This window comes from Candidatus Nitrohelix vancouverensis, from assembly GCA_015698305.1.
Taxonomy (GTDB): Bacteria; Nitrospinota; Nitrospinia; order Nitrospinales; family VA-1; genus Nitrohelix; species Nitrohelix vancouverensis.
Genome location: CP048620.1, coordinates 378,942 through 403,171, shown reverse-complemented (window position 1 = coordinate 403,171; position 24,230 = coordinate 378,942). Strand labels below are relative to the sequence as shown.

20 protein-coding genes are annotated in these 24,230 nt (G+C 53.8%); 15 read left to right on the top strand and 5 right to left on the bottom strand.

The genetic code is table 11. The features are described 5' to 3' along the window. The first annotated feature begins 325 nt into the window (after nucleotides 1-325). The 7 genes from G3M78_01935 to G3M78_01905 all read left to right on the top strand — a co-directional run bounded on the left by G3M78_01935 (nucleotide 326) and on the right by G3M78_01905 (nucleotide 5,863). A complete protein-coding gene (locus G3M78_01935) occupies nucleotides 326-1,219 on the top strand; it encodes a phosphodiester glycosidase family protein (GenBank protein ID QPJ64225.1) in 894 nt (297 codons plus the stop codon). A 15-nt stretch (nucleotides 1,220-1,234) separates the two neighbouring features. After that, the gene (locus tag G3M78_01930; protein ID QPJ64224.1) at nucleotides 1,235-1,615 is read left to right on the top strand and encodes a LysR family transcriptional regulator; all 381 of its coding nucleotides are present in this window, start codon (nucleotides 1,235-1,237) and stop codon (nucleotides 1,613-1,615) included. 187 nt (nucleotides 1,616-1,802) lie between these two features. Next, nucleotides 1,803-2,615 carry a diaminopimelate epimerase gene (locus G3M78_01925; GenBank protein ID QPJ64223.1) on the top strand — a complete coding sequence of 271 codons (813 nt, stop codon included), beginning with the start codon at nucleotides 1,803-1,805 and terminating at the stop codon, nucleotides 2,613-2,615. Nucleotides 2,616-2,642: 27 nt separating this feature from the next. Next, nucleotides 2,643-3,515 (top strand): 4-hydroxy-tetrahydrodipicolinate synthase, encoded by an 873-nt coding sequence (locus tag G3M78_01920; GenBank protein ID QPJ64222.1) that lies wholly within the window; start codon nucleotides 2,643-2,645, stop codon nucleotides 3,513-3,515. A 51-nt stretch (nucleotides 3,516-3,566) separates the two neighbouring features. Further along, the gene (dapB, locus tag G3M78_01915) at nucleotides 3,567-4,373 is read left to right on the top strand and encodes a 4-hydroxy-tetrahydrodipicolinate reductase (GenBank protein QPJ64221.1); all 807 of its coding nucleotides are present in this window, start codon (nucleotides 3,567-3,569) and stop codon (nucleotides 4,371-4,373) included. Nucleotides 4,374-4,384: 11 nt separating this feature from the next. After that, on the top strand, nucleotides 4,385-5,137 hold the full coding sequence (locus G3M78_01910; GenBank protein QPJ64220.1) for a molybdopterin-dependent oxidoreductase: 753 nt from the start codon (nucleotides 4,385-4,387) through the stop codon (nucleotides 5,135-5,137). A gap of 9 nt (nucleotides 5,138-5,146) precedes the next feature. Further along, the gene (locus tag G3M78_01905) at nucleotides 5,147-5,863 is read left to right on the top strand and encodes a formylglycine-generating enzyme family protein (protein QPJ64219.1); all 717 of its coding nucleotides are present in this window, start codon (nucleotides 5,147-5,149) and stop codon (nucleotides 5,861-5,863) included. Between the two features lie 26 nt (nucleotides 5,864-5,889). Here G3M78_01905 and G3M78_01900 read toward each other — a convergent pair whose 3' ends face one another. The 4 genes from G3M78_01900 to G3M78_01885 form a co-directional block, all read right to left on the bottom strand. Next, complete coding sequence (locus tag G3M78_01900; GenBank protein ID QPJ64218.1) at nucleotides 5,890-7,170, bottom strand: biotin/lipoyl-binding protein; 1,281 nt, start codon at nucleotides 7,168-7,170, stop codon at nucleotides 5,890-5,892. 241 nt (nucleotides 7,171-7,411) lie between these two features. After that, a complete protein-coding gene (locus tag G3M78_01895; protein QPJ64217.1) occupies nucleotides 7,412-8,410 on the bottom strand; it encodes a succinylglutamate desuccinylase in 999 nt (332 codons plus the stop codon). Next, the gene (rimK, locus tag G3M78_01890) at nucleotides 8,410-9,315 is read right to left on the bottom strand and encodes a 30S ribosomal protein S6--L-glutamate ligase (GenBank protein QPJ64216.1); all 906 of its coding nucleotides are present in this window, start codon (nucleotides 9,313-9,315) and stop codon (nucleotides 8,410-8,412) included. Before rimK ends, G3M78_01895 begins: the two co-directional genes overlap by 1 nt. Further along, entirely contained in the window at nucleotides 9,312-9,785 is a 474-nt protein-coding gene (locus tag G3M78_01885) for an ATP-dependent zinc protease (GenBank protein ID QPJ64215.1), read from the bottom strand. The genes rimK and G3M78_01885 overlap by 4 nt, the downstream gene beginning before the upstream one ends. 302 nt (nucleotides 9,786-10,087) lie before the next feature. On the opposite strand from G3M78_01885, the gene G3M78_01880 reads away from it, so the two are divergent. The 4 genes from G3M78_01880 to G3M78_01865 all read left to right on the top strand — a co-directional run bounded on the left by G3M78_01880 (nucleotide 10,088) and on the right by G3M78_01865 (nucleotide 17,022). Beyond that, nucleotides 10,088-10,534 (top strand): hypothetical protein, encoded by a 447-nt coding sequence (locus G3M78_01880; GenBank protein ID QPJ64214.1) that lies wholly within the window; start codon nucleotides 10,088-10,090, stop codon nucleotides 10,532-10,534. 119 nt (nucleotides 10,535-10,653) lie between these two features. Next, nucleotides 10,654-11,979, top strand: a complete 1,326-nt coding sequence (locus G3M78_01875) for a TolC family protein (protein QPJ64213.1) — start codon at nucleotides 10,654-10,656, stop codon at nucleotides 11,977-11,979. Then, on the top strand, nucleotides 11,976-13,850 hold the full coding sequence (locus tag G3M78_01870) for an HlyD family efflux transporter periplasmic adaptor subunit (protein ID QPJ64212.1): 1,875 nt from the start codon (nucleotides 11,976-11,978) through the stop codon (nucleotides 13,848-13,850). The genes G3M78_01875 and G3M78_01870 overlap by 4 nt, the downstream gene beginning before the upstream one ends. A 13-nt stretch (nucleotides 13,851-13,863) precedes the next feature. Further along, nucleotides 13,864-17,022 (top strand): CusA/CzcA family heavy metal efflux RND transporter, encoded by a 3,159-nt coding sequence (locus tag G3M78_01865; protein QPJ64211.1) that lies wholly within the window; start codon nucleotides 13,864-13,866, stop codon nucleotides 17,020-17,022. 40 nt (nucleotides 17,023-17,062) lie between these two features. Here the strand turns inward: G3M78_01865 and arsC are convergent, their stop codons facing one another. Beyond that, the gene (gene arsC, locus G3M78_01860; protein QPJ64210.1) at nucleotides 17,063-17,410 is read right to left on the bottom strand and encodes an arsenate reductase (glutaredoxin); all 348 of its coding nucleotides are present in this window, start codon (nucleotides 17,408-17,410) and stop codon (nucleotides 17,063-17,065) included. A gap of 199 nt (nucleotides 17,411-17,609) precedes the next feature. On the opposite strand from arsC, the gene G3M78_01855 reads away from it, so the two are divergent. From G3M78_01855 to G3M78_01840, 4 genes are all read left to right on the top strand, one after another. Then, nucleotides 17,610-17,882: a hypothetical protein gene (locus G3M78_01855; protein ID QPJ64209.1), complete on the top strand. Its 273-nt coding sequence runs from the start codon at nucleotides 17,610-17,612 to the stop codon at nucleotides 17,880-17,882. Nucleotides 17,883-18,000: 118 nt separating this feature from the next. Continuing rightward, a complete protein-coding gene (locus G3M78_01850; protein ID QPJ64208.1) occupies nucleotides 18,001-19,275 on the top strand; it encodes a TolC family protein in 1,275 nt (424 codons plus the stop codon). 35 nt (nucleotides 19,276-19,310) lie between these two features. Further along, nucleotides 19,311-20,990, top strand: coding sequence for an efflux RND transporter periplasmic adaptor subunit (locus tag G3M78_01845; protein QPJ64207.1), 1,680 nt, complete (start codon nucleotides 19,311-19,313; stop codon nucleotides 20,988-20,990). 67 nt (nucleotides 20,991-21,057) lie between these two features. Continuing rightward, nucleotides 21,058-24,222, top strand: a complete 3,165-nt coding sequence (locus G3M78_01840) for an efflux RND transporter permease subunit (GenBank protein QPJ64206.1) — start codon at nucleotides 21,058-21,060, stop codon at nucleotides 24,220-24,222. Nucleotides 24,223-24,230: the final 8 nt, after the last annotated feature.

The window sequence follows — 24,230 nt, the reverse complement described above, 5'->3', positions numbered from 1 at the left end:
TAATACGGATTCTAATCGGGACTGCCTATTTTCCCAGACCTGGACTGCTATAAAAAAACTCAAAATCTGTCGGCGAACATACAACAGGGTTCATACGACAATTTCATCGTTTTGAGGACGTAGAATTAATGTTTGAAGGCTCCATTATCCCCCAGAAGCTAACAAAAATCAAATGTTTCCACGGAATCAAGGACTTTGGACGCCCTGCTGTTCCCTGAAACGAAGCTGAGCTTTGTCCGGGTCGGTTTAGAAAAGGCTTGTATCAAGATGAGGCTTAATCTATTTTCATTAGGCCTTGAAATTTTGATCGTAGGGGAATTCATTGATGCGGAAAACGCTGAAATATGAAATCAAACGCTTTGGAGTTTACAGCATCCAATTGCTGGTTTTCTTGTTGATTCTGGCGACGCTGGGCGAGAGCGTTCTGGCGGAGATCAATTCGTCTTCTAAAGCGGGTGAATGGCAAAGGCTGGAGCCGGGTCTGGACTGGGGCGTCTTTGTCGGTTCGCAGTCCTCAACGCTTGGTGATTCAAAGATAAGGATTTTGCGAATCGATCCCGAGTTTTTCGATTTTCATCTCATCAACGCGTCCGCCCAGGCGGATGGAAAAAATTTGTCCGCTAAAGACTGGGCGCGGAAACATCATTTGACGGCAACCATCAACGCCAGCATGTATCAGGCCAATCTCAAGACCAGCGTGTCTCTGATGCGTACCGGCGAGCATGTGAACAGCAACTGGCTGTCCAAGGATCGGAGCGTTTTCGCGTTCGATCCGGTCGGCGACTCCCTGCCGAAAGCGCAGATCATTGATCGGGACTGCCAGAACCTGGGCGCCTTGCGGGAGCAGTACGGGACCTTGATCCAGAGCATACGAATGGTTTCCTGCAAGGGCAAGAATGTCTGGAAGCCGCAGGACAAGGTGTGGAGCGCGACGGCGATCGGTACGGATAAACAAGGCCGGACCCTGTTTATCCATGTTCAGACGCCTTTTTCGATGTATGATTTCATCAATATGTTGCTGGAGTTGCCCATCGATCTGGAAAGGGCCATGTATACCGAAGGCGGTCCGCAGGCTCAGCTGTACGTCAATTCCTCAGGGCGGGATATGGAGTGGCTCGGCAAATACGTGATTGGCGGCGGAGGGGTGGGAGAAAACCAGTTTGGCTGGCCGATCCCCAATGTGGTCGGCATCACGCCCATCAAAAAAACCACGCAATAGAAGTGAAGGGGGCCTATGGCGTCGCGGCAAAAGAAGCGACCCTATTTCAATTGTCGTCCGCGCATTCGCGTCTCCGGCGAGGAGGTCATCGCGCTGGGGCCGGGCAAGGCGGATTTGCTCGAAGCCGTCGATCAAACCGGTTCGATCTCCCAGGCGGCGCGTTCTCTTAAGTTGAGTTATCGCCGGGCCTGGGACATGATTCATACGATGAACCAGTGTTTTACAAGTCCCCTCGTTGCCGGCGCCGCAGGCGGCAAAGGCGGCGGAGGGGCCAGCCTGACCCCGATGGGACGTCGTGTCGTTGCATCGTATCGGGCGATGGAGGCGCAGGCGGAGTCGGCGATTCGCGACGAGTGGAAATCCCTGCAAAAAATGTTGAAGACGCCTGAGGCCTGAGGCGCCTCACCCTTTTTGGGATGCGCGTATCAGCGCTAAGGGTCGGCAATTGACGCCTATCGAGGCCTGTGATAAGATTTTTCGACCCCGCATCGCCCTTTGTAAATTCTTCAAAAATTAAGACAATTGCGGAATCGAACGCAATTCGGGATGCATCATAACAGCATAAACACTTTCGAAAAGAGCCATGACGATTCAATTCACCAAAATGAGCGGGAGCGGCAATGATTTTGTCATCATTGACCACCGCAAGCCCTTCATTCCCGACGATCAAAAAAGAGATTTTGTAAAACGCGTGTGCGCTCGCAGAACATCCGTAGGCGCGGACGGTTTGATTTTTATCGAGCCTTCCAGCAACGCTGATTTCCGCTGGGACTTTTATAACGACGACGGTTCCTCTGCAGAAATGTGCGGCAACGGCGGACGTTGCGCCGCGCGCTACGCGGTTGAAAATAAAATCGCAGGATCGCAATTGTCGTTTGAAACCGTCGCCGGAGTCATCACAGCGGACGTGGACGGGTCGACCGTAAAAATCAAACTCACGAAGCCTGTGGATCACCGGCCCGATCAGTCCGTTGAAGTCAATGGAGAGACTTTTGTGATCGACAGTCTGAACACGGGCGTTCCGCACGCGATTATTTACACCAATGATATTGAGAACATCGACGTCGCCGGAATCGGTCGCGGCGTTCGTTTTCATTCCCAGTTTGCTCCTGCGGGAACCAACGTGGATTTTGTGCAGGTGAACGACGACGGCAGTCTGGTCGTGCGCACCTACGAGCGCGGCGTGGAAGGCGAAACCCTGGCCTGCGGCACGGGCGTTGTGGCATCGGCCCTGCTGGCGGCGCGCAAGCATGAATTGACTTCTCCCATCTCGGCGCGAACGCGCGGGGGCGAAACTCTCAAGGTTTATTTTCAACCCGGCAACGGCAGTTTTGGCGACGTGTTCCTTGAAGGTCTGGCGAGCAAATCGTTCGACGGCGTTCTTGGCGAATATTAAATTTTTTTATAGAGATTGAGCGAGCTAATGTTTGAAGGTTCTTTTGTCGCGATTGTAACTCCGTTTAAAAACGAAGCGGTGGACGAGTACGCGTTGCGTCGTCTGATCGAATTTCAAATCGCCAACGGCACGCAGGGCATCGTGCCTTGCGGTACAACAGGCGAATCGGCGACTCTGACGCATGAAGAGCACGATCAGGTCATCGCCATTGCGGTGGAAGCCTGCGCCGGAAAAGTTCCGGTGCTTGCGGGCACCGGGTCGAACTCGACCTTTGAGGCGATCAAGCTGACGCAACACGCGGAGAAAGCCGGAGCGGACGGTTCCCTGCTGATCACGCCCTACTACAACAAGCCGAGCCAGGAAGGTTTGTATCGCCATTTTGAAACCGTGGCGAAGGAGACCGATTTACCGATCATCCTTTATAACGTACCAGGTCGAACCTCGGTCAACATGCTCCCGGAGACGGTGGAGCGCTTGTCGAAAATCAGGAATATCGTCGGTATTAAAGAGGCCTCGGGTTCCTTGACGCAGATCACGGAAGTCATTGCCCGATGCGGCGAGGACTTCAGCGTGATATCCGGAGACGATCCGCTATTGTTGCCGATTCTAAGCGTTGGCGGCAAAGGCGTCATTTCGGTCACGGCGAACGTGCTTCCAGCAAAGGTGGCGCAGTTGTGCGGCGCGGCGATGAAGGGCGATATGGAGACCGCGCGCAAATTGCATCATGAACTGTTTCGCTTGAACGAGGCGATGTTCGTGGAGACCAACCCGGTTCCGGTCAAGAAAGCTCTGCATCTGATGGGCTGGATTGAAGACGAGGTGCGTCAACCTCTGGCGCCGCTGACGGAGTCGAGTTTGAATTTTCTTAAAAAGATCATGAGCGACTATTCCCTGCACTGAGCAGGGTGCAGGCGCGATTCTTTTACAACCTTTATTTTTTGCAGGAGTCTGATGGAACGCCAGGTCAAAATTTCCGTAGTGGGGGCCGCAGGCCGCATGGGCAAAACGATCCTTGGCTGTATTGAAGAGGCGGGGGCTTGCATTCACGGCGGCGCAGAGCGTCCCGGTAGCTCCGAAGTGGGGGCGGATATCGGCGAGATCGCAGGGCTCGGCACGAAGGGCGTCCCGATCGTCGGCGCGCTGGCGGATTGCATGAAGGGGGCCGACGCGGTGATCGACTTCAGTTCTCCAGAGACCAGTATGGAAACCCTCCGGCTTGCGTCCGAAATGGGAGTGGCGGCGGTCATCGGGACGACGGGATTTTCACCAGAGCAGAAAAAAGAGATCGAGCGCTTGTCAAAAAATATTCGTTGCGTGCTGGCTCCTAACATGAGCATTGGCGTCAACGTCATGTTCAAAATGGCCAGTCTGATGGCTGAGGCGCTGGGGGATGCATACGACGTCGAAATCGTCGAAGCGCATCACAAATTTAAAAAGGACGCGCCGAGCGGAACTGCCGTGCGGTTGTCGGAGATTGTGGCGCAAGCGCTGGATCGCGATCTGGATAAAGACGGCGTTTACGGACGCAAGGGAATCGCGGTGCGCGGCCCCAAAGAAATCGGCGTGCATACGGTTCGGGCCGGTGATATCGTAGGAGAACACCGCGTCATGTTCGGCGGCATGGGTGAAACCCTTGAATTGCAACACCGGGCGCAAAGCCGCGATACCTTCGCGCGCGGTTCGGTGCGGGCGGCCTTGTGGCTTGCCGACCAGAAGCCGGGATTGTATGATATGCAGGATGTCCTTGGACTGTCATAGGAGGCGGCGCCATGTCCTTCCGTTTGTTGAAGAAAAAATTTGATCGACGTACCTTTCTCAAAGCGCTTTCGCTTGTCGGCGCTGCGTTTATTCCTGGCAAAGCCGCCGCGATCGGCGATTATCGCAACGATAAAAATATCCCTGAAAATTATGTGCAGAACCGCGATACGCCCGGATTCCATATCCGCAGCGCCAACCCCTTCCTTGGAGTCAATATCGACGAATGGGGTCTGTCCGTTTCCGGCCTCGTGGAGAAGCCCGTAGGACTGGGCTACGAAGACCTGTTTGGATTCAAAACGACGTCGCAGATTTCGCGCCTCAAATGCGTGGAGTGCTGGTCGGCGAAAGCGGAGTGGGAAGGCTTTCGCATGGAAGAATTGCTGAAGGAGGTCAACCCCAAACCGGAAGCGAAGTATGTGAAATTCGATTCCGCCGATTCGTATTATGAAGTCTTCCCGCTGGAAGAACTGTTGCGTCCGCGCGTGTTGTTTGTCCTGCGCATGAACGGCGCTCCCTTGTCGAGGGAACACGGCTATCCCCTGCGCCTGATCGTTCCCTTCAAGTATGGTTATAAAAATATAAAATACATCACCCGCATCCAGTTCACCGATTCACCCGGTCGCAATTACTGGTCGAACTACGGTCCCTATTCGGTCGACGGCACCATTCAGCCGGGCATCGACCATCCCCTGGATTATGGCAAAAAACCGCTCCCCATCAATGGCGGAGAGGTGTTTCATCCCTTTGACAAGCGTCCTTCCTGACGGGCGCCGATGAGATCTATTTTTCTCATCCTCGCTGTGCTTGCGCTGTCGGCTTGCGGCGAGCCGGAGGTCGAGACGCTCGACGTGAAGATTCCTTCCGGCGTTCAGGTTCCCGAAGGCATGGTCTACATCCCTGAAGGCGAATTCATCATGGGGCATCCCGACGAGCCGCGAACGCGAGGGGGCGTTAAGGTTTCCACTCCCGCTTATTTCATCGACCGCTATGAAGTCAGTCGCGGCGCCTACGCCCAATTCGATCCGAAACGAAGCGTTGCGGAATCCAAGGCGGACTTTCCCGTGGTGTTTGTGAACCATGCCGAGGCGCAGGCCTATTGCGCTTCCAAAGGAGGTCGCTTGCCGACGGAGGAGGAGTGGGAAAAGGCGGCGCGCGGCGTCGATTCGCGCAAATGGCCCTGGGGTCGATTCTTCGAGCATCCTAATAACGGATTCTCCGGGTTCTTGTCCGAGCCGGTGGCGAAGCGGCCGGAATGGATCAGCCCTTACGGCCTGTACGGGATGGGGCACAATGTGTGGGAGTGGACGGCGGACTGGTACGGTTATCCCGGTCAGCCGCGGGCGGACAGGGAGACCTTTCGCGTCATCCGAGGCGGCTTGACGCAAACGCATGTGACGATCAAATTCTCGCCGACCTGGTTTCGCAACTGGATGCACCCTGAAAATGCGTTTCAGTTTTTAGGCTTTCGTTGCGCGAAGGATGTTCGCTGAAACGGTTGGTTTTTTGGGGGACCGGGTCAGGCGCCCGACACCATGACCGACGCGCCGGGAAAGACGGAGCCCGCGCCGCGCACAATCAGTTCGGTTTTCGGGGTCAGTTGACGGGTGAAATCGACCACCTCAACAAAACCGTTTTGTTCCTTGAGAGCGCGCACCGGTACAGGGTGCGCCTTGCCTTCTTTGACGACGTAAAGCAGGGAGCCTTGCTCGGTGATGGCCAGAGCCGTTGAAGGGACATGCAGGACGTTCTTTCGCGTTTTAAAATGCAAGGTCGCTTCGAATGTGAGGCCGGGGAACAGTTCCTGCGCCGGTTTTTTGAGTCCCACCAATATCCAGATGGACCCCGAATAAATATCCGAAGCAGGGATCACGCGCACCAGCCGGTCGAGGTCTTCGTCGAGACGGAATTTGAAATCGATTTCCTTGATCCAAAAATCGACGGATTTCAAGGCGGAGAGTTTGCCCCTGTATTTTTCGGGAAGCTGAAAGACGGCGGTGAACACATTCACTCCCGCCATTTTGATCACCGGCGTGCTGGTGGACGCCACCGTTCCAATTTCGCCTTGCCGGGAAATAACGACGCCCGCATAGGGCGCGCGAACGTCGGTTTTTTTCAAATTCAATTCGGCGATTAGCAGGTTTTCCCGTTTGATATCCAACGCGGCCTGGGCCTGGGCGATGGACTCCTCCCGGGAGCGTTGGCTGGCGGAGACAGCCGCGACGCTTATTTTTAAGGCTTCAGCTTGTTGGCGTGTTTGATCTTCCGCCTTGTCCAGTTCCGAGCGCGCGACCACGCCTTTGCTCACCAGCGTTTTGACACGATCCAGTTCTTTCAGGCTCAGTTCCAGCGCGCTTTCAGCGGCGCGTTTGTCCGCCTCCAGCCGTCGACGATCTTCTTCCCGCAAACCCGCTTTCTCTTTCTCAAGCTCATGCTCCGCCGTTAGCATTTCGAGACGCGCGCGTTCCCGCTCCAGTTGGAATTTTTCAGGATCGATGAGAAACAGGGGATCGCCTGCCTTGACCTGGCTTCCCTCGCGCACGGACATTTTCACAATTTTTCCCGCAACCTCAGGCGCAATGGAAACCGTCTGCGTGGCCTGCAGATTGCCGACGGTCGTCAATGGGTCGTCGCGGTCGCGATACGACACGCTTCCCAATTCTACGGGGATAAAAAAGCCTCGGGAACCGTTGGCCTTTTTTTCTTCCTCGGCTGAGCAACCAGCAAGTACAAAGATCGCGCATAGGATTGAGTGAAACGCCAAATTCAGAGGGCGCGGGTTGGGGCGGAGTGGTGTCATTGACGGGCCTGATGGTCTCGGTTGTTCAATTGAATCGATTCATAAGAAGGTTGCGTCCATTTTCGCACAGACAAGGCGAAGCCCGCAACTTTGATGCGTTGTTTAAAGATTATAAACTCGGCGGCGGGACTGAGGGAAATAACCTTTGAAATAGATTCAACGGCCGATTGTTGAAAAAAATGAGTCTGTGAGTCGAAAAGGTTTGGCGGGAAAACTTCTATCGAAACAGATGTTGGATGGATCAATAAATATCCTCGATCTGTTCGATGGATTTTTGAACCTTTTTGGTATTGTGGAAACTGGCGATATGGTACAGCGCGTCTCCTCCATTTACCAGAGGCAGTTTGAGCTGACCGATGATGATCCCTTCAAACGGCGCGATAATTTCCCCCTTTATATCGCCAAAATGATCGGTCACCACTCCTAGCAGATCGCCCTCCTTGACGTAGGAACCGGCGTCTTTAAAGGTCCGAATCAGGCCGCTCGCGGGCGCGCGCAGCCATTGCGTTCCCCAGGAAACGAAGACTTCCCGGCGCACGGGATTTTTTTTGCGGGGGAGCATGCCGATGGAACGCATGACGGAGAGACAGCCGTGCACGCCGATTTGAATGATCTGTTCGTCAAAACGTAAGGCTTCGCCGCCTTCGAAAAGCAGCATGGGGATATTTCTTCTGCGCGCCGCTTCTCTCAGGGAGCCGTCGCGCAGGTCGGAATTCAAAACCACGGGCACGCCAAAATCGAAGGCCAGTCCCTTGGTCTCGGTGTCGGTCATGCAGGCGCGGATTTGCGCGATATTGGTTCGATGGATCGCGCCGGTGTGCAGGTCGATTCCGTGCGTCGACTTTTTAACGATCTCCTTCATAAAGATATGCGCTAATCGCGAAGCCAGCGAGCCTTTGGGGGAGCCGGGGAAGGAGCGGTTCAGGTCGCGGCGGTCGGGCAGATAGCGCGACAGCATATTGAATCCAAATATATTGACGACCGGAACGGCAATGAGGGTTCCCTTCATTTTTTTCAGGGATTTGCTCTTTAGAATTCGACAGACAATTTCGGTTCCGTTGATTTCGTCGCCATGAATCGCGGCGGAAATGAACAGTACCGGGCCGTCTTTTTTGCCCCGAATCACTTCTACGGAAATTGAAACGTCGGTGCCGTCGTAGAGTTTGGCGACGGGGATATCGATCTTGCAGGATTCCCCCTTTTTGACTACGACGCCGCCAATTTTAAATTCTGATTTCACTAACCGATCCCTGCGGTTCTTGTGTTGCCCGGTTTTGCGTCTTTTTCCATGAACTTGATGATTTTGTCCGCCACGTCGATGCCGGTGGTGGTTTCAATGCCTTCGAGTCCCGGAGATGAATTGACCTCCATGACCAGCGGGCCGTGCTTGGAGCGGAGCAGATCGACGCCGGCAAGATTCAGTCCCATCGCTTTTGCGGAACGAACCGCAGTGCTTCGTTCTTCCGGCGAGATTTTGATCGATTGCGCGCTACCGCCGCGATGCAGGTTGGAGCGAAACTCTCCTTCCTTGCCCTGTCGTATCATGGAGGCGACCACTTTGTCTTCGATGACCAGGCAACGGATGTCCGCGCCGCCCGCTTCGGCGATGAATTCCTGAACGAGAAAATGCGCGTCCAGTTCCATGAAGGCGCCGATGACGCTTTCTGCCGCTTTATTTGTTTCCGCCAGCACCACGCCCTTGCCCTGAGTGCCTTCGAGCAGTTTGACCACCAGCGGCGCGCTGCCGACCAGAGCGATGATGTCGTCGGTGTCCTTGATGGAATGGGCAAAACCTGTAACCGGTAGACCGATCCCTTTTTTAGCGAGAATCTGCAGGGAGCGCAATTTGTCGCGGGATCGGGAGATGGCGACCGATTCATTCAGCGGGTAGACGCCCATCATTTCAAACTGCCTTAAAATGGCGGTTCCGTAAAAGGTGTTGGACACGCCAATGCGCGGAATGACCGCGTCGAATTGATTGAGCACCCGGTCCTTGTAGTGAACCGACGGTTTGTGCGAGGTGATGTTTACGTAGCATTTCAGATAATTAACGACTTCAGCTGTGTGCCCGCGTTTTTTGGCCGCTTCAACCAGTCGTTGGGTTGAATAGAGTTTTTGCCCCAAAGATAAAATTCCGATATTCATGGTTTTGAGCCTTTCATGTTGTTTTGTGGGATCAAAAAAGATGCTCCCGAATCTACGAGGTAATGATTTTTTAACGCGCTTCGTCCCAGCAGGAGCCGAAATCCCATCAGATCTCTGTTGATCAGGGACAGTTCAATTGGGAACAATTTGTTGCCTATCTTGATTCGCGTCATGATGATCGGTCGAATGGACAGGCCTCCATTGGAGCTTTTAATCGAACGTTCGTCTATTAATTTCGCCGTGGCGCGGATCTCTCCTTTGGCGCTCCGTTGCACGGGGTGAATTTTGAAGTTCACTAAATTGGAGCCCTCATCTATCTGAATATCGTAAGCGTGGAGAGAGGACGTTCTGGCCCCGGTGTCGATCTTAGCTTTGATAGAGTCCACATTGAGGTCGGGGAATGCAACCCACTCCCTCCAGCCGATTCTATTGCTGTGCTCCTTCCTTTTTTTGTGTTTCTTTTTAATCATTGGTCAGAAGCATGCAAGTGGTTGCGGTTCTATCGCTCGCCTGGGGCCATGCGAAGCGACGGGGTGTTGAGCTGTTATGGAAAATTAAAACACGGTGGCTATGGAAGTCCCTCTGACGCTTGCCTGCAGAGGCGCGCCCATTCCACGGCGCTTGATAAGATTCTGATCCGATATTTATCAGCAGGGCGCCCTCGTTGTCCATGAAAATACGGAGGCGCTTGCATAAAAATGCAAAATGGACTTATACTATTACCATTCTAGCCGATAATAATAGATAACGCCATCAACGGGAACGCTGATTCATGTTTCGTCGTGTTCAAAAAATCAAGAATCGCCTGACGGCTTTGATCTGGGTGTTGGGAATACAGTTTTTATTGTTTCCCTTCTTTCATTTCCACCCGGACATGGTGCACGGTCATACGGGCGACTTGTCGCCGCATCGACACGGCGGGCATTTCCATTCCCCGGAACTGGAGAATCTGGTTCGCGGAGGCCATTTCCATGATAAGGAGGCGGGTCATACCCATCACCCTCTGGATCATCAGGGCGAAGAACATTTCAAGATCGACATCAATAAGGAAACGCTGAATCCTCAGAAACCGATCAAGGTATTGAAAGTATCGGCGGATTTTCCGGTCACGCAGGATCGTCATCAATTTACACAAGCTGGACCCGTGGCGCTTCCACCGGACACGGTCAGTCGTTTCGCCGTCTCCTACCGGTTACGCGAGCGCTCTCCCCCTCTGTAGTTCCTCCAGTTTTTAATTTTTTATTCCAACTCTAAAAACGTTCCGATGGAACGCGCATACAGCGCGTCAGCGCCAGGTTTGTCCGCGCGCTATCGGGGCCTGAAAATAAGAGCAGACCCATGAAACGATTTATGATTTCCTGGGGCGTGGTTTCCCTGTTGAGCCTTGCGGCGCTTACCTGCGCCCAGGCCGAAACGATCGCCCCGCCTCAATTCACAGATGTGAAAGTTGATAGTTTGCTTCTGGAAGACGCGATTGCGCAGGCGCTAGCGCGGAACCCAGACCTTGCCGTTTTTTCTCTGGAAAAGCAGGCGCTCGGCGCTCGCACCCTGCAATCCAGTTTGCTTCCCAATCCTCGACTCGCCATCGACGTGGACGATGCAATGGGATCGGGTTCGTTTAGCGGATTCGACCGATCTGAGACTACCATTAGGCTGGAACAACGGATCGAACTGGGCGGCAAACGCGACGCTCGAAGGCACGCCGGACAGATGGCGGAATCGCTGGCTGAATGGAGTTATACAGGCAAGCGGTTGGACGTGCTGGCGGATGTGCATAAGGCCTTTGCAGAAACCCTCAAGTCGCAACACAAGATCGAACTGGCGCAAGAGCAGATCGAACTGGGCGAGCAGTTTTATAACGCGGTGAATGAAAAAGTCAAAGCGGGGCAGGCGCCTACTATTGAAATTATCAAGGCTCAGGTGGCGCTCGCAAATTACGGCATTGAGTTGAAGCGAGAAGAAATTGAATTGGACAAAGCGCGGCGCGAACTGGCCCGGGTATGCGGGGCTGACAAACCGAACTTCAATCAGGCGCTGGGAGATCTGCACCGCATCGAACCTGTGCCGCCCAAGGAGCCGCTCAAACAACGGTTGCTCATCACTCCGCACCTTGCGTTCTGGGAGTCCGAGGAAAAACGTCAGCAGGCGATGGTAGATGTTGAACTTTCCAAAACGATTCCGGATCTGTCGGTTTCAGGGGGTTTTAGAAGAGTGGAAGAAACCGACGATAGCGCGGTTGTGTTCGGATTTTCCATTCCCCTGCAATTGTTCGATCGCAATCAAGGGGGGGTGGCTGAAGCAAGGATTAGATATGCGCAGGCAGGGGAACGGCGCAAAGCCGCCGAGTTACAAGTGTATCAAACTTTTCAAGAAGCGTATCAATCGCTTTACTACGCTCACTCCTTTGCCAGCGCCTTGCAGGTGAAAATTTTACCCGCCGCCCAAAAAGCTTTCGACGCGATCAGCGAAGGGTATAAGTATGGAAAATTTGGCCTCCTTGATGTGCTCGATAGCCAGAGAACCCTGTTTGACACCAAGGCGCAATACCTGGACGCCGTTGCTGAATATCATAAAGCGTCTGCTGAATTGAAACACCTGACCGACAGTTTTACGATAAGTAGCGATGAGCTTGGCAAAGAATCCGTCGAGGAGACTTCAAAATGAAATCGCGTTTTCCATTTTTGGCCATCGTCATTCTGGGGCTGGGTCTGGTCGCCGGAGTCTGGATCATGCAAATGGATCGACAGGCGTCTCGCGATGCGCATGACCACGGGCACGAATCCGCTTCGGCGGAACATGATGCGGAACACGCGCATGACTCTAAGAAAGAATCGGACCATGAACATTCCGACGATTCCGATCATACGCACAAGGATGAAGGACACAGCGGCGAGCATTCGCATGACGAAGTCATGAAGCGCGGCCCGCACGGTGGCTGGATGTTTGCCAAGGATGATTTTCAGTTGGAAGTTTCGATCTTTGAGAGCGGAACGCCGCCTCAGTTCCGGGTCTACCCGACAAAGCTCAATGGAGAGCCGATCCCACTTGAGGACGTGGATCTGGCCATCGAATTGAAACGTCTGGATCGAACGGATCGGATTCATTTTGCGCCGATGAGGGATTATCTTCTCGGACAGGAAATTGTTGTCGAACCGCATTCGTTTGAAATGGAAATCCGCTCGCGCTGGCGGGAGAGGGTTTATACCTGGCATCATTCGCAGATCGAAGCGCGCGTTGAACTGCCTGAAAACGCGCTGAAAAATTCGGGAATCACCATTGAGAAGGCGGGGCCGCAAACGATCAAAACCAATCTCCGATTGACCGGTGAGATTGAACTGAATGAGGAAAAGGTGGTCCATATCGTTCCTCGACTCAACGGCGTGGTCAAGAAGGTTTTCAAGGACCTTGGCGATCAGGTCAAGCGCGGCGAACTGCTCGCCATCATCGAGAGCCGCGAACTGGCGGACGCGAAGATCAACTACCTTGCGGCGATGAAGCATTCGAAGCTGGCGGCCATCGACCTGGAGCGGGAGAAGCAGGTGTTTGATAACACCCGGGCCATGCTGAACCTGCTTGAAGAAAAACTGGAAACGGACGAAGTCTATCGTCGTTTGAACACGCTGGTCATTGGTCAGAACAGGGAGACCCTGATTCCCGCTTACGCAAAATTGCAATGGACGGAGTCGGTGTATCTCCGGGAAAAACGACTGTTTGACAAAGGTATTTCCTCCGAGTCGGATTACCTGCGCGCCTTGGAGGATCATAAAAGCGCCGAAGCCAAGTACCGGGCCTTGAGAGAGAAGATCGCTTACGACGGCGATTGGGCCATTCAGCAGAAACAAAAAAAAGCGGAGATGGAAGAGCTGAACTTGCAAACGGCTATCCAAAAATTACTCGCCATCGGTCTTTCCCGGAAGCAGATTGAACGTCTCGGCGAGCACGATGAACCGACGCTCACCTATTACGAATTGCGTTCCACCCTGGGCGGAACCGTCATCCAGAAACATCTCACAACCGGCGAAGCGGTGGGTCAGGACGATAATATTTTTGTGCTGGCGGACTTGTCCGACGTGTGGGCGAACATCGCCATTCCCGCAAACGATCTCAAGGGCGTGAAGCTGGGGCAGTCGGTGCGTATTTATAATGACGTGATGGGCATTGAAGGGCTGGGTCGTTTGACCTATCTGGATTCGGTGATCGACGTGAACACGCGGACGGTGACGGGGCGGGTGGTCGTCGCCAATCCCGATCGGCTCTGGCGACCTGGAACCTTTATCGGCGTGGATCTTGTTCTGGATGAGCGGACCGCGCCGGTCGCGGTGAAGCGTTCAGCGATCCAGAGCCTGAGGGACTGGTCGGTGGTGTTTGTGAAATATGGAGATTTGTTCGAAGGGCGGCCTCTGGAGCTTGGCGTCAGCGATGGCGTCTGGGTCGAGGTCACAGGCGGGCTTTCTGCGGGAGAATCCTACGCCGTGGAAAACAGTTTCACGATAAAGGCCGAAATCGAAAAGTCCGGCGCCGTCCATCAACATTAAACGAGACGCAATCATGCTCGATAAAATCATAAACGCATCCATCAAGCAACGCCTGTTCGTGATCCTCGCGACTCTCGGCATGGCGGCGGTGGGAGCCTATAATTTTTTAATCCTTCCCATTGACGCGGTGCCGGACATCACGAATGTTCAGGTCCAGATCAATACGGAAGTTCCGGGCCTCACTCCTGCCGAGGCCGAACAGCGCATCACCTATCCCGTCGAAACCGCGATTGCAGGTCTGCCGCGATTGATCCACACGCGTTCCATTTCTCGATATGGATTGTCGCAGGTCACCGCTATTTTTGAGGACGGTACGGATATTTATTTCGCGCGGCAGTTGATCGGCGGCAGATTGCAGGAGGTCAAGGACGTCCTCCCCGCTGGCGCGGAACCGGTCATGGGGCCTATCGCGACCGGACTCGGAGAAATCTTCATGTGGTCGGTGGAAGAGGAATCGAGTCCTTCGCAGAATGAAGACCCGGCCTTATCGCTGATGAAACTGCGCGAGATTCAGGACTGGATCATCCGCCCGCAATTGCTGAATGTTCCGGGCGTTACGGAAGTGAACAGCATCGGCGGCTACGAGCGGCAGTATCAGGTCGCGCCGAACCCGGAAAAACTCATCGCTTACGGCATCACCTTCAGTCAGGTGATGGAGGCTTTGCGAAAGAATAATTCGAACGTCGGCGCGGGTTATATAGAACGGCAGGGCGAACAGTACCTGATTCGCAGTCCGGGTCAGGTGAAGGGGATTGAAGACATTCGCAATATTGTGCTCGGCGCGCATGACGGGGTTCCAGTCTTTATCAAGGATGTTGCGACGGTCGGTCTGGGCAAGGAGCTTCGCACCGGCGCGGCGACTTTGAATGGAAAAGAGGCGGTTCTGGGCACGGTGTTCATGCTGAAGGGAGAAAACAGCCGGGAAGTATCCCTGCGCGTCGCCGAGCGCATGGAAGAGATCAACCGGACGCTCCCTCCCGGCGTGGTCGCCCGAACCCTTTATGACCGAACCCGACTGGTGAATGCGACTCTGGAGACGGTGCGCAAGAATTTGCTGGAAGGCGCGCTTCTGGTGATCGTGGTGCTCTTTGTTCTGCTGGGTAATTTTCGCGCCGCTCTTCTCACCGCGTTGGTCATTCCCTTGTCCATGCTGTTCGCTGTGACCGGTATGGTGAGCAATCGCGTGAGCGGCAACCTGCTCAGTCTGGGCGCGATCGATTTCGGTATCATCGTCGATGGGGCGGTGATTATCGTGGAAAACTGTTACCGACGTCTGGCGGAAGAGCAGGCGAGCAAAGGGCGTGTTCTTTCCAAAGAGGAGAGGTTGGCGCTCGCCAGAGAGGCGACGCGGGAAGTTTCCCGACCCAGCATCTTTGGCGTCTTTATCATCATGATCGTCTATCTTCCGATCCTGACTTTGACGGGAATCGAGGGCAAGATGTTTCATCCCATGGCCTTCACCGTTCTCGCCGCCTTGACCGGGGCGATGATTCTTTCTCTGACCTTCATCCCCGCCATGGTGGCGCAGTTTGCGACGGGAAAAATTTCTGAAAAAGAAAACTTCCTGCTTGGAGCAGCGAAAAAAATTTACGCGCCTTTGCTGGATTTTTCACTTTCCAACCGGCTCGCAACGCTCAGTCTTGCGCTGGTTCTGGTGGTTCTCAGTCTCTTGATGACGACCAAAATGGGAACCGAATTTTTACCGACTCTGGATGAACGCGACATCGCCCTGCATGCCTTGCGCGTCACAGGCACCAGTCTTTCGCAGTCCGTGAGCATGCAAGATGCGCTGGAACGAAAAATCAAGGAACTGCCGGAAGTGGACTTTGTGTTCACTAAAATTGGCACCGCAGATGTCGCCACGGATCCCATGCCGCCGAGCGTCGCCGATGTCTTTGTCATACTCAAGCCGCGCTCTGACTGGGAGAATCCCGCACAGGACAAGGCGGTTCTTATAGAAGGCCTTGCGGCGAAATTGACTGAAATCCCAGGGAACCAGTATGAGATCACCCAGCCCATCGAAATGCGCTTCAATGAATTGATTGCGGGCGTGCGGAGCGATGTCGCGGTGAAAGTTTTCGGCGATGATCTTGATACGCTGGTCGCCTCAGCCGAAGAAGTCGAACATGCGCTTGCGACGGTTGCCGGAGCGGCGGATGTGCGGACAGAGCAGGTGACGGGTCTGCCCATATTGACATTGGAAATGGATCGCGTGGAGATGGCGCGGATGGGTTTGAATGTCTCCGACGTGCAAGACGCGATTGAGATAGCCATTGGCGGGAAAGTTGCGGGACAGGTGTTTGAGGGTGATCGGCGTTTTGATTTGATCGTTCGCCTGCCCGATCTTCTGCGTCAGGACGTGGAGCGATTAAAAAATATGCCGCTTCCGCTTCCGAGTCGTCATCAGCACAGCGGCGTCAAAGGCTTATCGACAGAGAGGACAATTAAGGAATCGAATTACATTCCTCTGGGTTCCGTCGCTCGATTCAAATTGGTGAAGGGGCCGAATCAAATCAGCCGGGAGAATGGCAAGCGCCGCGTGGTGGTGACGGCGAACGTGCGCGGGCGAGACCTGGGCGCCTTTGTCGAGAATGCGCAAACGGTGATTCGGCAAAAGGTCACACTGCCCGCCGGTTACTGGATTTCCTGGGGAGGACAGTTTGAGAACATGATCTCAGCCGCCAAACGGCTCTGGGTGGTTGTGCCTCTGACCCTGGCTTTGATTTTCCTGCTCCTGTTCAGCGCCTTCGATTCGATGAAAAACGCTCTGCTCGTATTTTCAGGAGTTCCGCTTGCATTGACCGGAGGCGTGCTGGCCCTGTGGATGCGCGGGATACCGCTGTCCATTTCTGCGGCGGTGGGCTTCATCGCGCTTTCTGGAGTCGCAGTGTTGAATGGCATCGTGATGATTTCCTTCATCAGCAAACTGAGGGAGGAAGGCGAATCTTTGGACAATGCGATTCGTCACGGGTCGTTGACTCGACTGCGGCCTGTGTTGATGACGGCGCTGGTGGCGTCGTTCGGTTTCATTCCGATGGCGCTGGCAACGGGAACCGGGGCGGAAGTGCAACGGCCGCTGGCGACGGTAGTGGTGGGTGGCATTCTGTCCTCCACGGCGCTCACCCTGCTGGTACTGCCCGCGCTGTACCGAACTTTTTATAAAGTGAAATGAAATGAGGTCCGGTCGTTTGATTCCTCGAAGGAATGCGAGCCTAAAGAATGTCCAGGACCTGTTCCGGCGGGCGACCGATGGCGGCTTTGTCCGTGCATTGCACGATGGGGCGTTGAATCAGAATGGGATTGTTTATCATGGCGTCGATCAGTTCGTCTTCAGACAATGAGGGATCGTCGAGTTTGCATTCGGCGTATTCATCTTCATTCTGGCGCATCAATTCGCGCGGCGTCATGCCGAGTTGACTCAGCAAGGTTTTGAGCGTTTCTGCGCTTGGCGGATTTTTGAGGTATTCGATGATCGTCGGCTGGATGCCGCGTCCTTCCAGCAGTTCCAGCGTTTGACGGGATTTACTGCATTTGGGATTGTGATAGAGGGTAACTTTCATGTTTCGGTCATTTTCAAAAGGTGAATGATTCGGCTTGCGCAAGCGAAGCGAGTTGTTCAATGAAAGTATTCTAGAGCGCTTGAAGAATGCAATCAACCGCAAGGCATTACACGGAGATGATTGGATTCGACCGGAATAATGTGTTGACGCGCCGCACAAAAGATTTATATTAATGGTATATCAACCGATAAATATAATTATGGCTTTTCAAAGATTTCTAAAAAGACGTTTTCTGATATCCATCTTCGTGGTTGTAGGCTTGGTGTTCTCGACGACCTATTCCATCGCCATGCCTTTGATGATGGATTCTTCGGAGTGCGAGGTTGTGGATACCTGCAGTTCCTGCTGTACCTTGAACCTGACCCCCACTCCTGCCATTAAATACGAAACGTCTTTTATTGAATACCTGGGCGCCTCGATCGTTGAGGAGCCGGAACCGCTCCCCCTGCCTTTTTACCATCCCCCCGGATAATCGTTTCACGTTTCCCTAGAATCATTGTGTCCAGATTGGAGCCTTGCGGCTGAAATCCGTCCGCATTCGGCGCGCTTTTCTGGAGTTCATTCACCTGTTACGGAAATACGAGGCGATCATGCGCTCATTTTCAGCGTTCCTGCTGTTCACGCTTGCTCTTTTCACGCCGATTCAGGCAGTCGGCGGCGAACCGCATCCATTTAAAGAAGTTCTGCAGAATTTTATTTCAACGGCGTTGCAAAGCAATCCGGGAGTTTTAGAGATACAAAGCCGCATCAAAGCGTCGAAGGAAGTCCCCTCTCAGGCGAGTTCTCTCGACGACCCCATGCTCCGCTTCGGCTTGATGAACATGCCGACGGATAGCTTTGATTTCAGTCAGGAGATGATGACGCAGAAAACCGTCACCGTATCGCAGGCTCTGCCTTTTCCCGGCAAGCTGGCCCTGCGCGCCGAGATTGCGGAGAAGGACGTATTCATCAACGAACGGGATCTGGATGAAGTGCGTCTGGGGCTCGTGCGAAGCGTGAAGCATTCTTTTTTTGAATTGTGTTTCGTGCTGACGGCGACGGAGATCACCCTGCAAAACAAGAAATTGCTGGAGCAGTTTGTCTCCATTGCGGAAACCAAGTATTCCGTCGGCAAAGGCATTCAACAGGATGTGTTGAAGGCCCAGGTGGAACTGACAAAAATTCTCGATCAACTGATCGTTCTGGAAAAACTGGCAAGCCTCGAAAAAGCGCGCCTGAATACCCTGATGAATCGTTTGCCTCAGGAGCCGCTCACGATTCCTCATGGCATCGCCAAAAGTTCTTTTAAATTTTCCGTGGAAGAGTTGCAGGCAATGGCCGATGCAAACCGGCCCCTGCTGTCAAAAATCCAGATCGTCCGGGAACGTTATGAAACTTCAAAGCGGCTCGCGGAGAAGGAGTTCTATCCCAATTTTAATGTCGGCGTTCAATACGGGCAAAGGGAAGACGGCCTTGTGTCTGAGCGAGCGGACATGGTGTCGGCGTTTGTCGGGATCAACATCCCCATTTGGTTCGAGAGTAAGCAGTCTCGAAAGGTGGCTGAGACCGCGCATCAGGTGAATATGCTTCGCGAAGCCTACAATAAAGAAAAGAATGAAATTTATTTCAAGGTGAAGGAATTGGTCGATAAGGAAGCGCAAATCACCAAGACCTTGCAGTTGATTCAGACGGGAATATTGCCGCAGGCGAAGCAGTCTCTGGAGTCGGCGCTGGCGGGCTACAGCGTGGATAAAGTAGATTTTCTGACCCTGCTGAGCAATCAAGTGACCTTGTTCAACTGGGATATCCGGTATCACCGGGAGTTGGCGGATTATGAAAAGAATTTGGCGGAGATAGAAAACGTCGTCGGTAAAAATCTTTTCTAACGGGTTCATCAGCCATTTCATACGGGATATTAAAAATGTTTGAACAATTCAAAAAGAAATTTTTTCGAGATCATTCGCCGCAGGCAGGTCCTGAAACGAGCGCGGATGAGTCTATGGGAAGCCTTGGGGGAGTAGAGCGGGAAGATGCCGACGCGGATGAAGTTCTTTTTCCTATGGAAGATGATTTCGAGCCGCAGGCGCGGGAAAAGAGATTCAGTCTTCTGCGAGCGGTCTTGCTGTTTGCTTTGGTTCTTGGCGTGTTTTTAATGGGATTCGCGACGCGCCCTGAGGTGATGAGCGAGCTGGTCAAGCAAGGCGAACGCTGGTTTGCGATGGGGATGGAGAAGGCCGTTCCCCTGAGCGATCGGGTTTATGAAAAAACCGAAGCGCTGGTCGACCGAATACACGGGCAGGCTGGGGCGGCGGGCGGCGCTGGTCAACCGACTGCCGGCGATTCTACATCGGCAGGTAAGAAAATCAAATACTGGCGGGCGCCGATGGATCCTTCGTTCAAATCGGATCGCCCGGGGAAAAGCCCCATGGGAATGGATCTGATCCCGGTCTACGAAGGCGCGAACGATTCGGCGGATGGTTCGGTGTCCATCAGCCCGACAGTGACCCAGAATTTTGGCGTGAAAACGGAGAAGGTTAAAAACCGCGCATTACAACGCGAGATCCGAACGGTGGGTCGGCTGACTTACGATGAGCGTCTGGTGCATCATATTCACACCAAATACGGCGGCTGGATCGAAAAACTTTACGTCGACGTGACCGGGCAGGAGGTGAAACGCAACGATGTGCTTTTGGATATCTACAGTCCCGAGTTGGTCTCGACGCAGGAAGAGTTGATTCTGGCTCTGAATTATCAGGAGACGCTCAAGGACAGTCCTTTTCCTGAGATCAGTCGCGGCGCTGAGGGACTGTTGGCGTCGACATTGAGGCGGTTGGAATTGTTTGATGTGCCACAACATCAGATCGACGAACTGGTGAAGAGCCGGAAGGTTGAAAAAAACCTGCACATTCATTCGCCGGTGAAAGGTTTTGTTTTAAAGAAGAACGTCTTGCATGGGATGCACGTTCAACCGGGCATGAATTTATACATGATCGCCGACTTGTCGACGATCTGGGTGATCGCCGACGTGTATGAGTACGAGGCGCCCTGGGTGCGATTGGGGCAGGAGGCGGAAATGACTTTGTCCTATGCTCCGGGAAAAACCTATAAGGGCAATGTGACCTTCATCGATCCGGTTCTCAGCGCGGATTCGCGCACCTTGAAAGTTCGTATGGAGTTTCCCAACCCGGACTGGGATTTGAAGCCGGAGATGTTCGCGAATGTCGTCTTGAAAACCGAGGCGAGCGCGCGCGGCGCGGCGATTCCAGAGGAGGCGGTGATCCATTCCGGCGACAAGACGCATGCGCTGGTGCAAAACAAGTCGGGAGGTTTCGAGTCGCGCCAGATCAAGCTCGGCGTGAAGGCGCAAGGTTATGTCCAGGTGTTGGAGGGAGTGAGGTCTGGCGAGAGCGTGGTCACTTCGTCGACGTTTTTGATCGATTCTGAAAGCAGAATGAAAGACGCGCTCAATAGAATGAATGAGGAGGGAAAACCCGCGCGCGCGCTGAAGTCGGAAGGTTCGAAAGGCGTGGACGCCGACCTGAAACTTCATTTGGAAGAAGCTCCGATGGCTGAGCGCTCAGCGATGGAGGGGATGAAATGAGGCGCATCGATCGCTCGAAGGGCTTGCTCAGCTTGGAAGAATCTTCGTGCTTTTCTGGAGAGACCCTGTGCTGAAACATGTCATTGGCTTTTCATTAAAGAACCGGTTTCTGGTGTTGCTGGGAACGGCTTTCATCATGGCCTGGGGCGCTTATTCCATGAACCGGACGCCGCTGGATGCGATTCCGGACCTGAGCGACGTGCAGGTCATCCTCTTCACCAAGTATTCCGGTCAGGCACCGCAGATTGTGGAAGATCAAATCACCTATCCCTTGACGACGGCGATGCTTTCAGTCCCTCACGCCAAGGTGGTTCGCGGCTTTTCATTTTTCGGCCTCTCATTCGTCTATATCATTTTCGAAGACGGCACGGACATGTACTGGGCGCGCAGTCGGGTGCTTGAGCAGTTGAACTTTGCGTCGGATCGTTTGCCTGCGGGCGTGACGCCGACTTTGGGGCCGGATGCGACGGGGGTGGGCTGGATTTATGAATACGCGCTGGTGGATTCCACCGGCAAGCGCGATTTGTCCGAACTGCGTTCCTTGCAGGACTGGTACCTGCGTTACGAATTGCAAACCGTGCCCGGCGTTTCCGAAGTCGCCAGTATCGGCGGTTACGTCAAACAGTTTCAGGTCGAGATCGATCCGAACAAACTCGTCGCTTATGACCTGCCTTTGCACAAGATCGTCATGGCGATCAAGAGAAGCAACAACGACGTAGGCGGTCGTCTTCTTGAAATGTCCGAAACGGAATACATGGTGCGCGGACTCGGCTACATCAAAACTCTGGACGATTTGCGCGCGGTTCCGGTGGGCGCGGACAAGCAAGGCGTTCCTGTTTTGTTGAGAGACGTGGCGCGGGTGCAGGTGGGGCCGGAGTTGCGGCGCGGTCTGGTGGATTTGAACGGCGAGGGCGAGGTGGTTGGCGGAATCGTTGTTCAACGTTATGGAGAGAATGCGCTGGAGGTCATTGAAAATGTTAAGAAGAAGCTGGAGGCTTTGAAGGCGGGGCTGCCGGATGGCGTGGAGATCGTTCCGGTTTATGATCGTTCGGGCCTGATCCTGAGCGCGGTTGACAACCTGAAGGAAAAGTTGATTGAAGAAGGCATCGGCGTTTCTCTCATCTGCATTCTGTTTCTGCTCCATTTGCGGTCCGCACTGGTGGCGATCATCATCATTCCTCTCAGCGTTCTCATGGCCTTCATCATCATGAACCTGCAGGGCTTGAACGCAAATATCATGTCGCTTGGCGGCATCGCCATCGCCATCGGGGCTTTGATCGACGGGGCCATCGTAATGATAGAAAACGCGCACAAGCATCTGGCGCGGGACAAGGGGGAGAAGAATCATTGGCAGATCATTTACGAATCGGCGATAGAGGTGGGGCCTGCAATTTTTTTCAGTTTGTTGATCATGACCGCCGCCTTCATTCCCGTGTTTGCCTTGCAGGCGCAGGAGGGTCGGCTCTTCACTCCAATGGCCTTCACCTGGACCTACTCGCTGTTTGCGGCGGCCTTGTTATCAATCACGCTGACGCCGGTGTTGATGGGTTATTTTGTGCGCGGCAAAGTTCTGCCGGAACGTTACAACCCCTTCAATCTTCTTTTCACGGGATTGTTCAAACCGCTGATCTGGCTTGCTCTTCGATTGAAGACGCCGGTGATTCTGTCGGCTCTGGTGGCTTTGGCGGTGACGGTCGTTCCTTTACAGCGCCTCGGCTCTGAGTTCATGCCTCCTTTGAATGAAGGAGACATCCTCTACATGCCGACGACCTTGCCTGGTATTTCCATCACCAAGGCCAAAGAGATTTTGCAACAGACGGATAAAATTATAAAAACCTTTCCCGAAGTCCATCGCGTGTTCGGGAAAATAGGTCGCGCGGAAACAGCGACCGATTCGGCGCCGCTGAGCATGGTGGAAACGACCATCATGCTGAAACCGGCGTCGGAATGGCGGGCTGGAATGACGCATAAGAAACTGGTTCAGGAAATGGATGCGGCTTTGCAGATTCCCGGCCTGACCAATATCTGGACCATGCCGATCAAGACGCGTATCGATATGCTTTCGACGGGAATCAAAACGCCGGTCGGAATCAAGATAGCCGGGAACGATCTGGAAGTTCTGCAGGAACTGGGCATGAAGGCGGAATCCATTATTAAGGACCTGCCCGGAACCTTGAGCGTTTTTTCCGAACGCGTCGTCGGCGGGAACTATCTGGATATTGATATCAACCGGGAGGAGGCCGCGCGTTATGGCCTGACCGTTGGCGACATACAGGACGTGATACAAACGGCGATCGGAGGCATGAACGTTTCCACAGTCATTCAGGGACTGGAGCGTTACCCTGTCAATGTGCGTTACAATCGCGGCTTTCGCGAAGATATCAGCCAGTTGAAGCGGGTGTTGATACCGACTCCGGGCGGCGATCATATTCCCATCGCGCAGGTCGCAACGATCTCGTTCAAGAAAGGTCCTCCTGTCATCAAGAGTGAGAATGCGCGTTTGAACGCTTGGATTTATATCGATTTGAAAGATATCGATGTGGGCAGTTATGTGGAAACGGCGCAAGCCGTTTTGAACGAACGTCTCGTATTGCCTGCGGGGTATTCGTTGGCCTGGAGCGGTCAATACGAATACATGCAAAGAGCGAAGGAGCGATTGAAGGTCGTGATTCCTCTCACCTTGCTGATTATTTTTCTACTCCTGTATTTGAATTTTCAGCGCATGGCGGAGACTTTGATCGTTATGCTTTCACTGCCTTTTGCCCTTGTCGGCGGTATCTGGATGTTGTACTACCTGCAATACGAACTGAGCGTGGCGGTGGTTGTCGGTTTCATCGCGTTGGCGGGCGTGGCGGCGGAGATCGGCGTTCTGGCGTTGGTTTATACGGGGCAGTTGTTTGAAAAACGAATGGCCTGCGCCGCCATTAAAAACGGGCAAGACGTTTTGGCGGTGGTTTGGGAAGGGACTTGTTCTCGAATTCGTCCGATCATGATGACGGTGATCTCCACGATCGTCGGGCTTCTGCCCATCATGATTGGAGAGGGGACCGGCTCGGAACTGATGAAGCGGATCGCCGCGCCCATGATCGGCGGAATGGTCACGGCGACGTTATTGAACCTGATCGTTCTGCCCGCTTTGTACGCAATGGTTTTGCAGTTTCGTTTTGATCGGCTTCGGTCGCGCGGCGTTCGGAGCGAGACCGGAAATGATCTCGACCGGGCCGCCGCTTGATTCGGGCG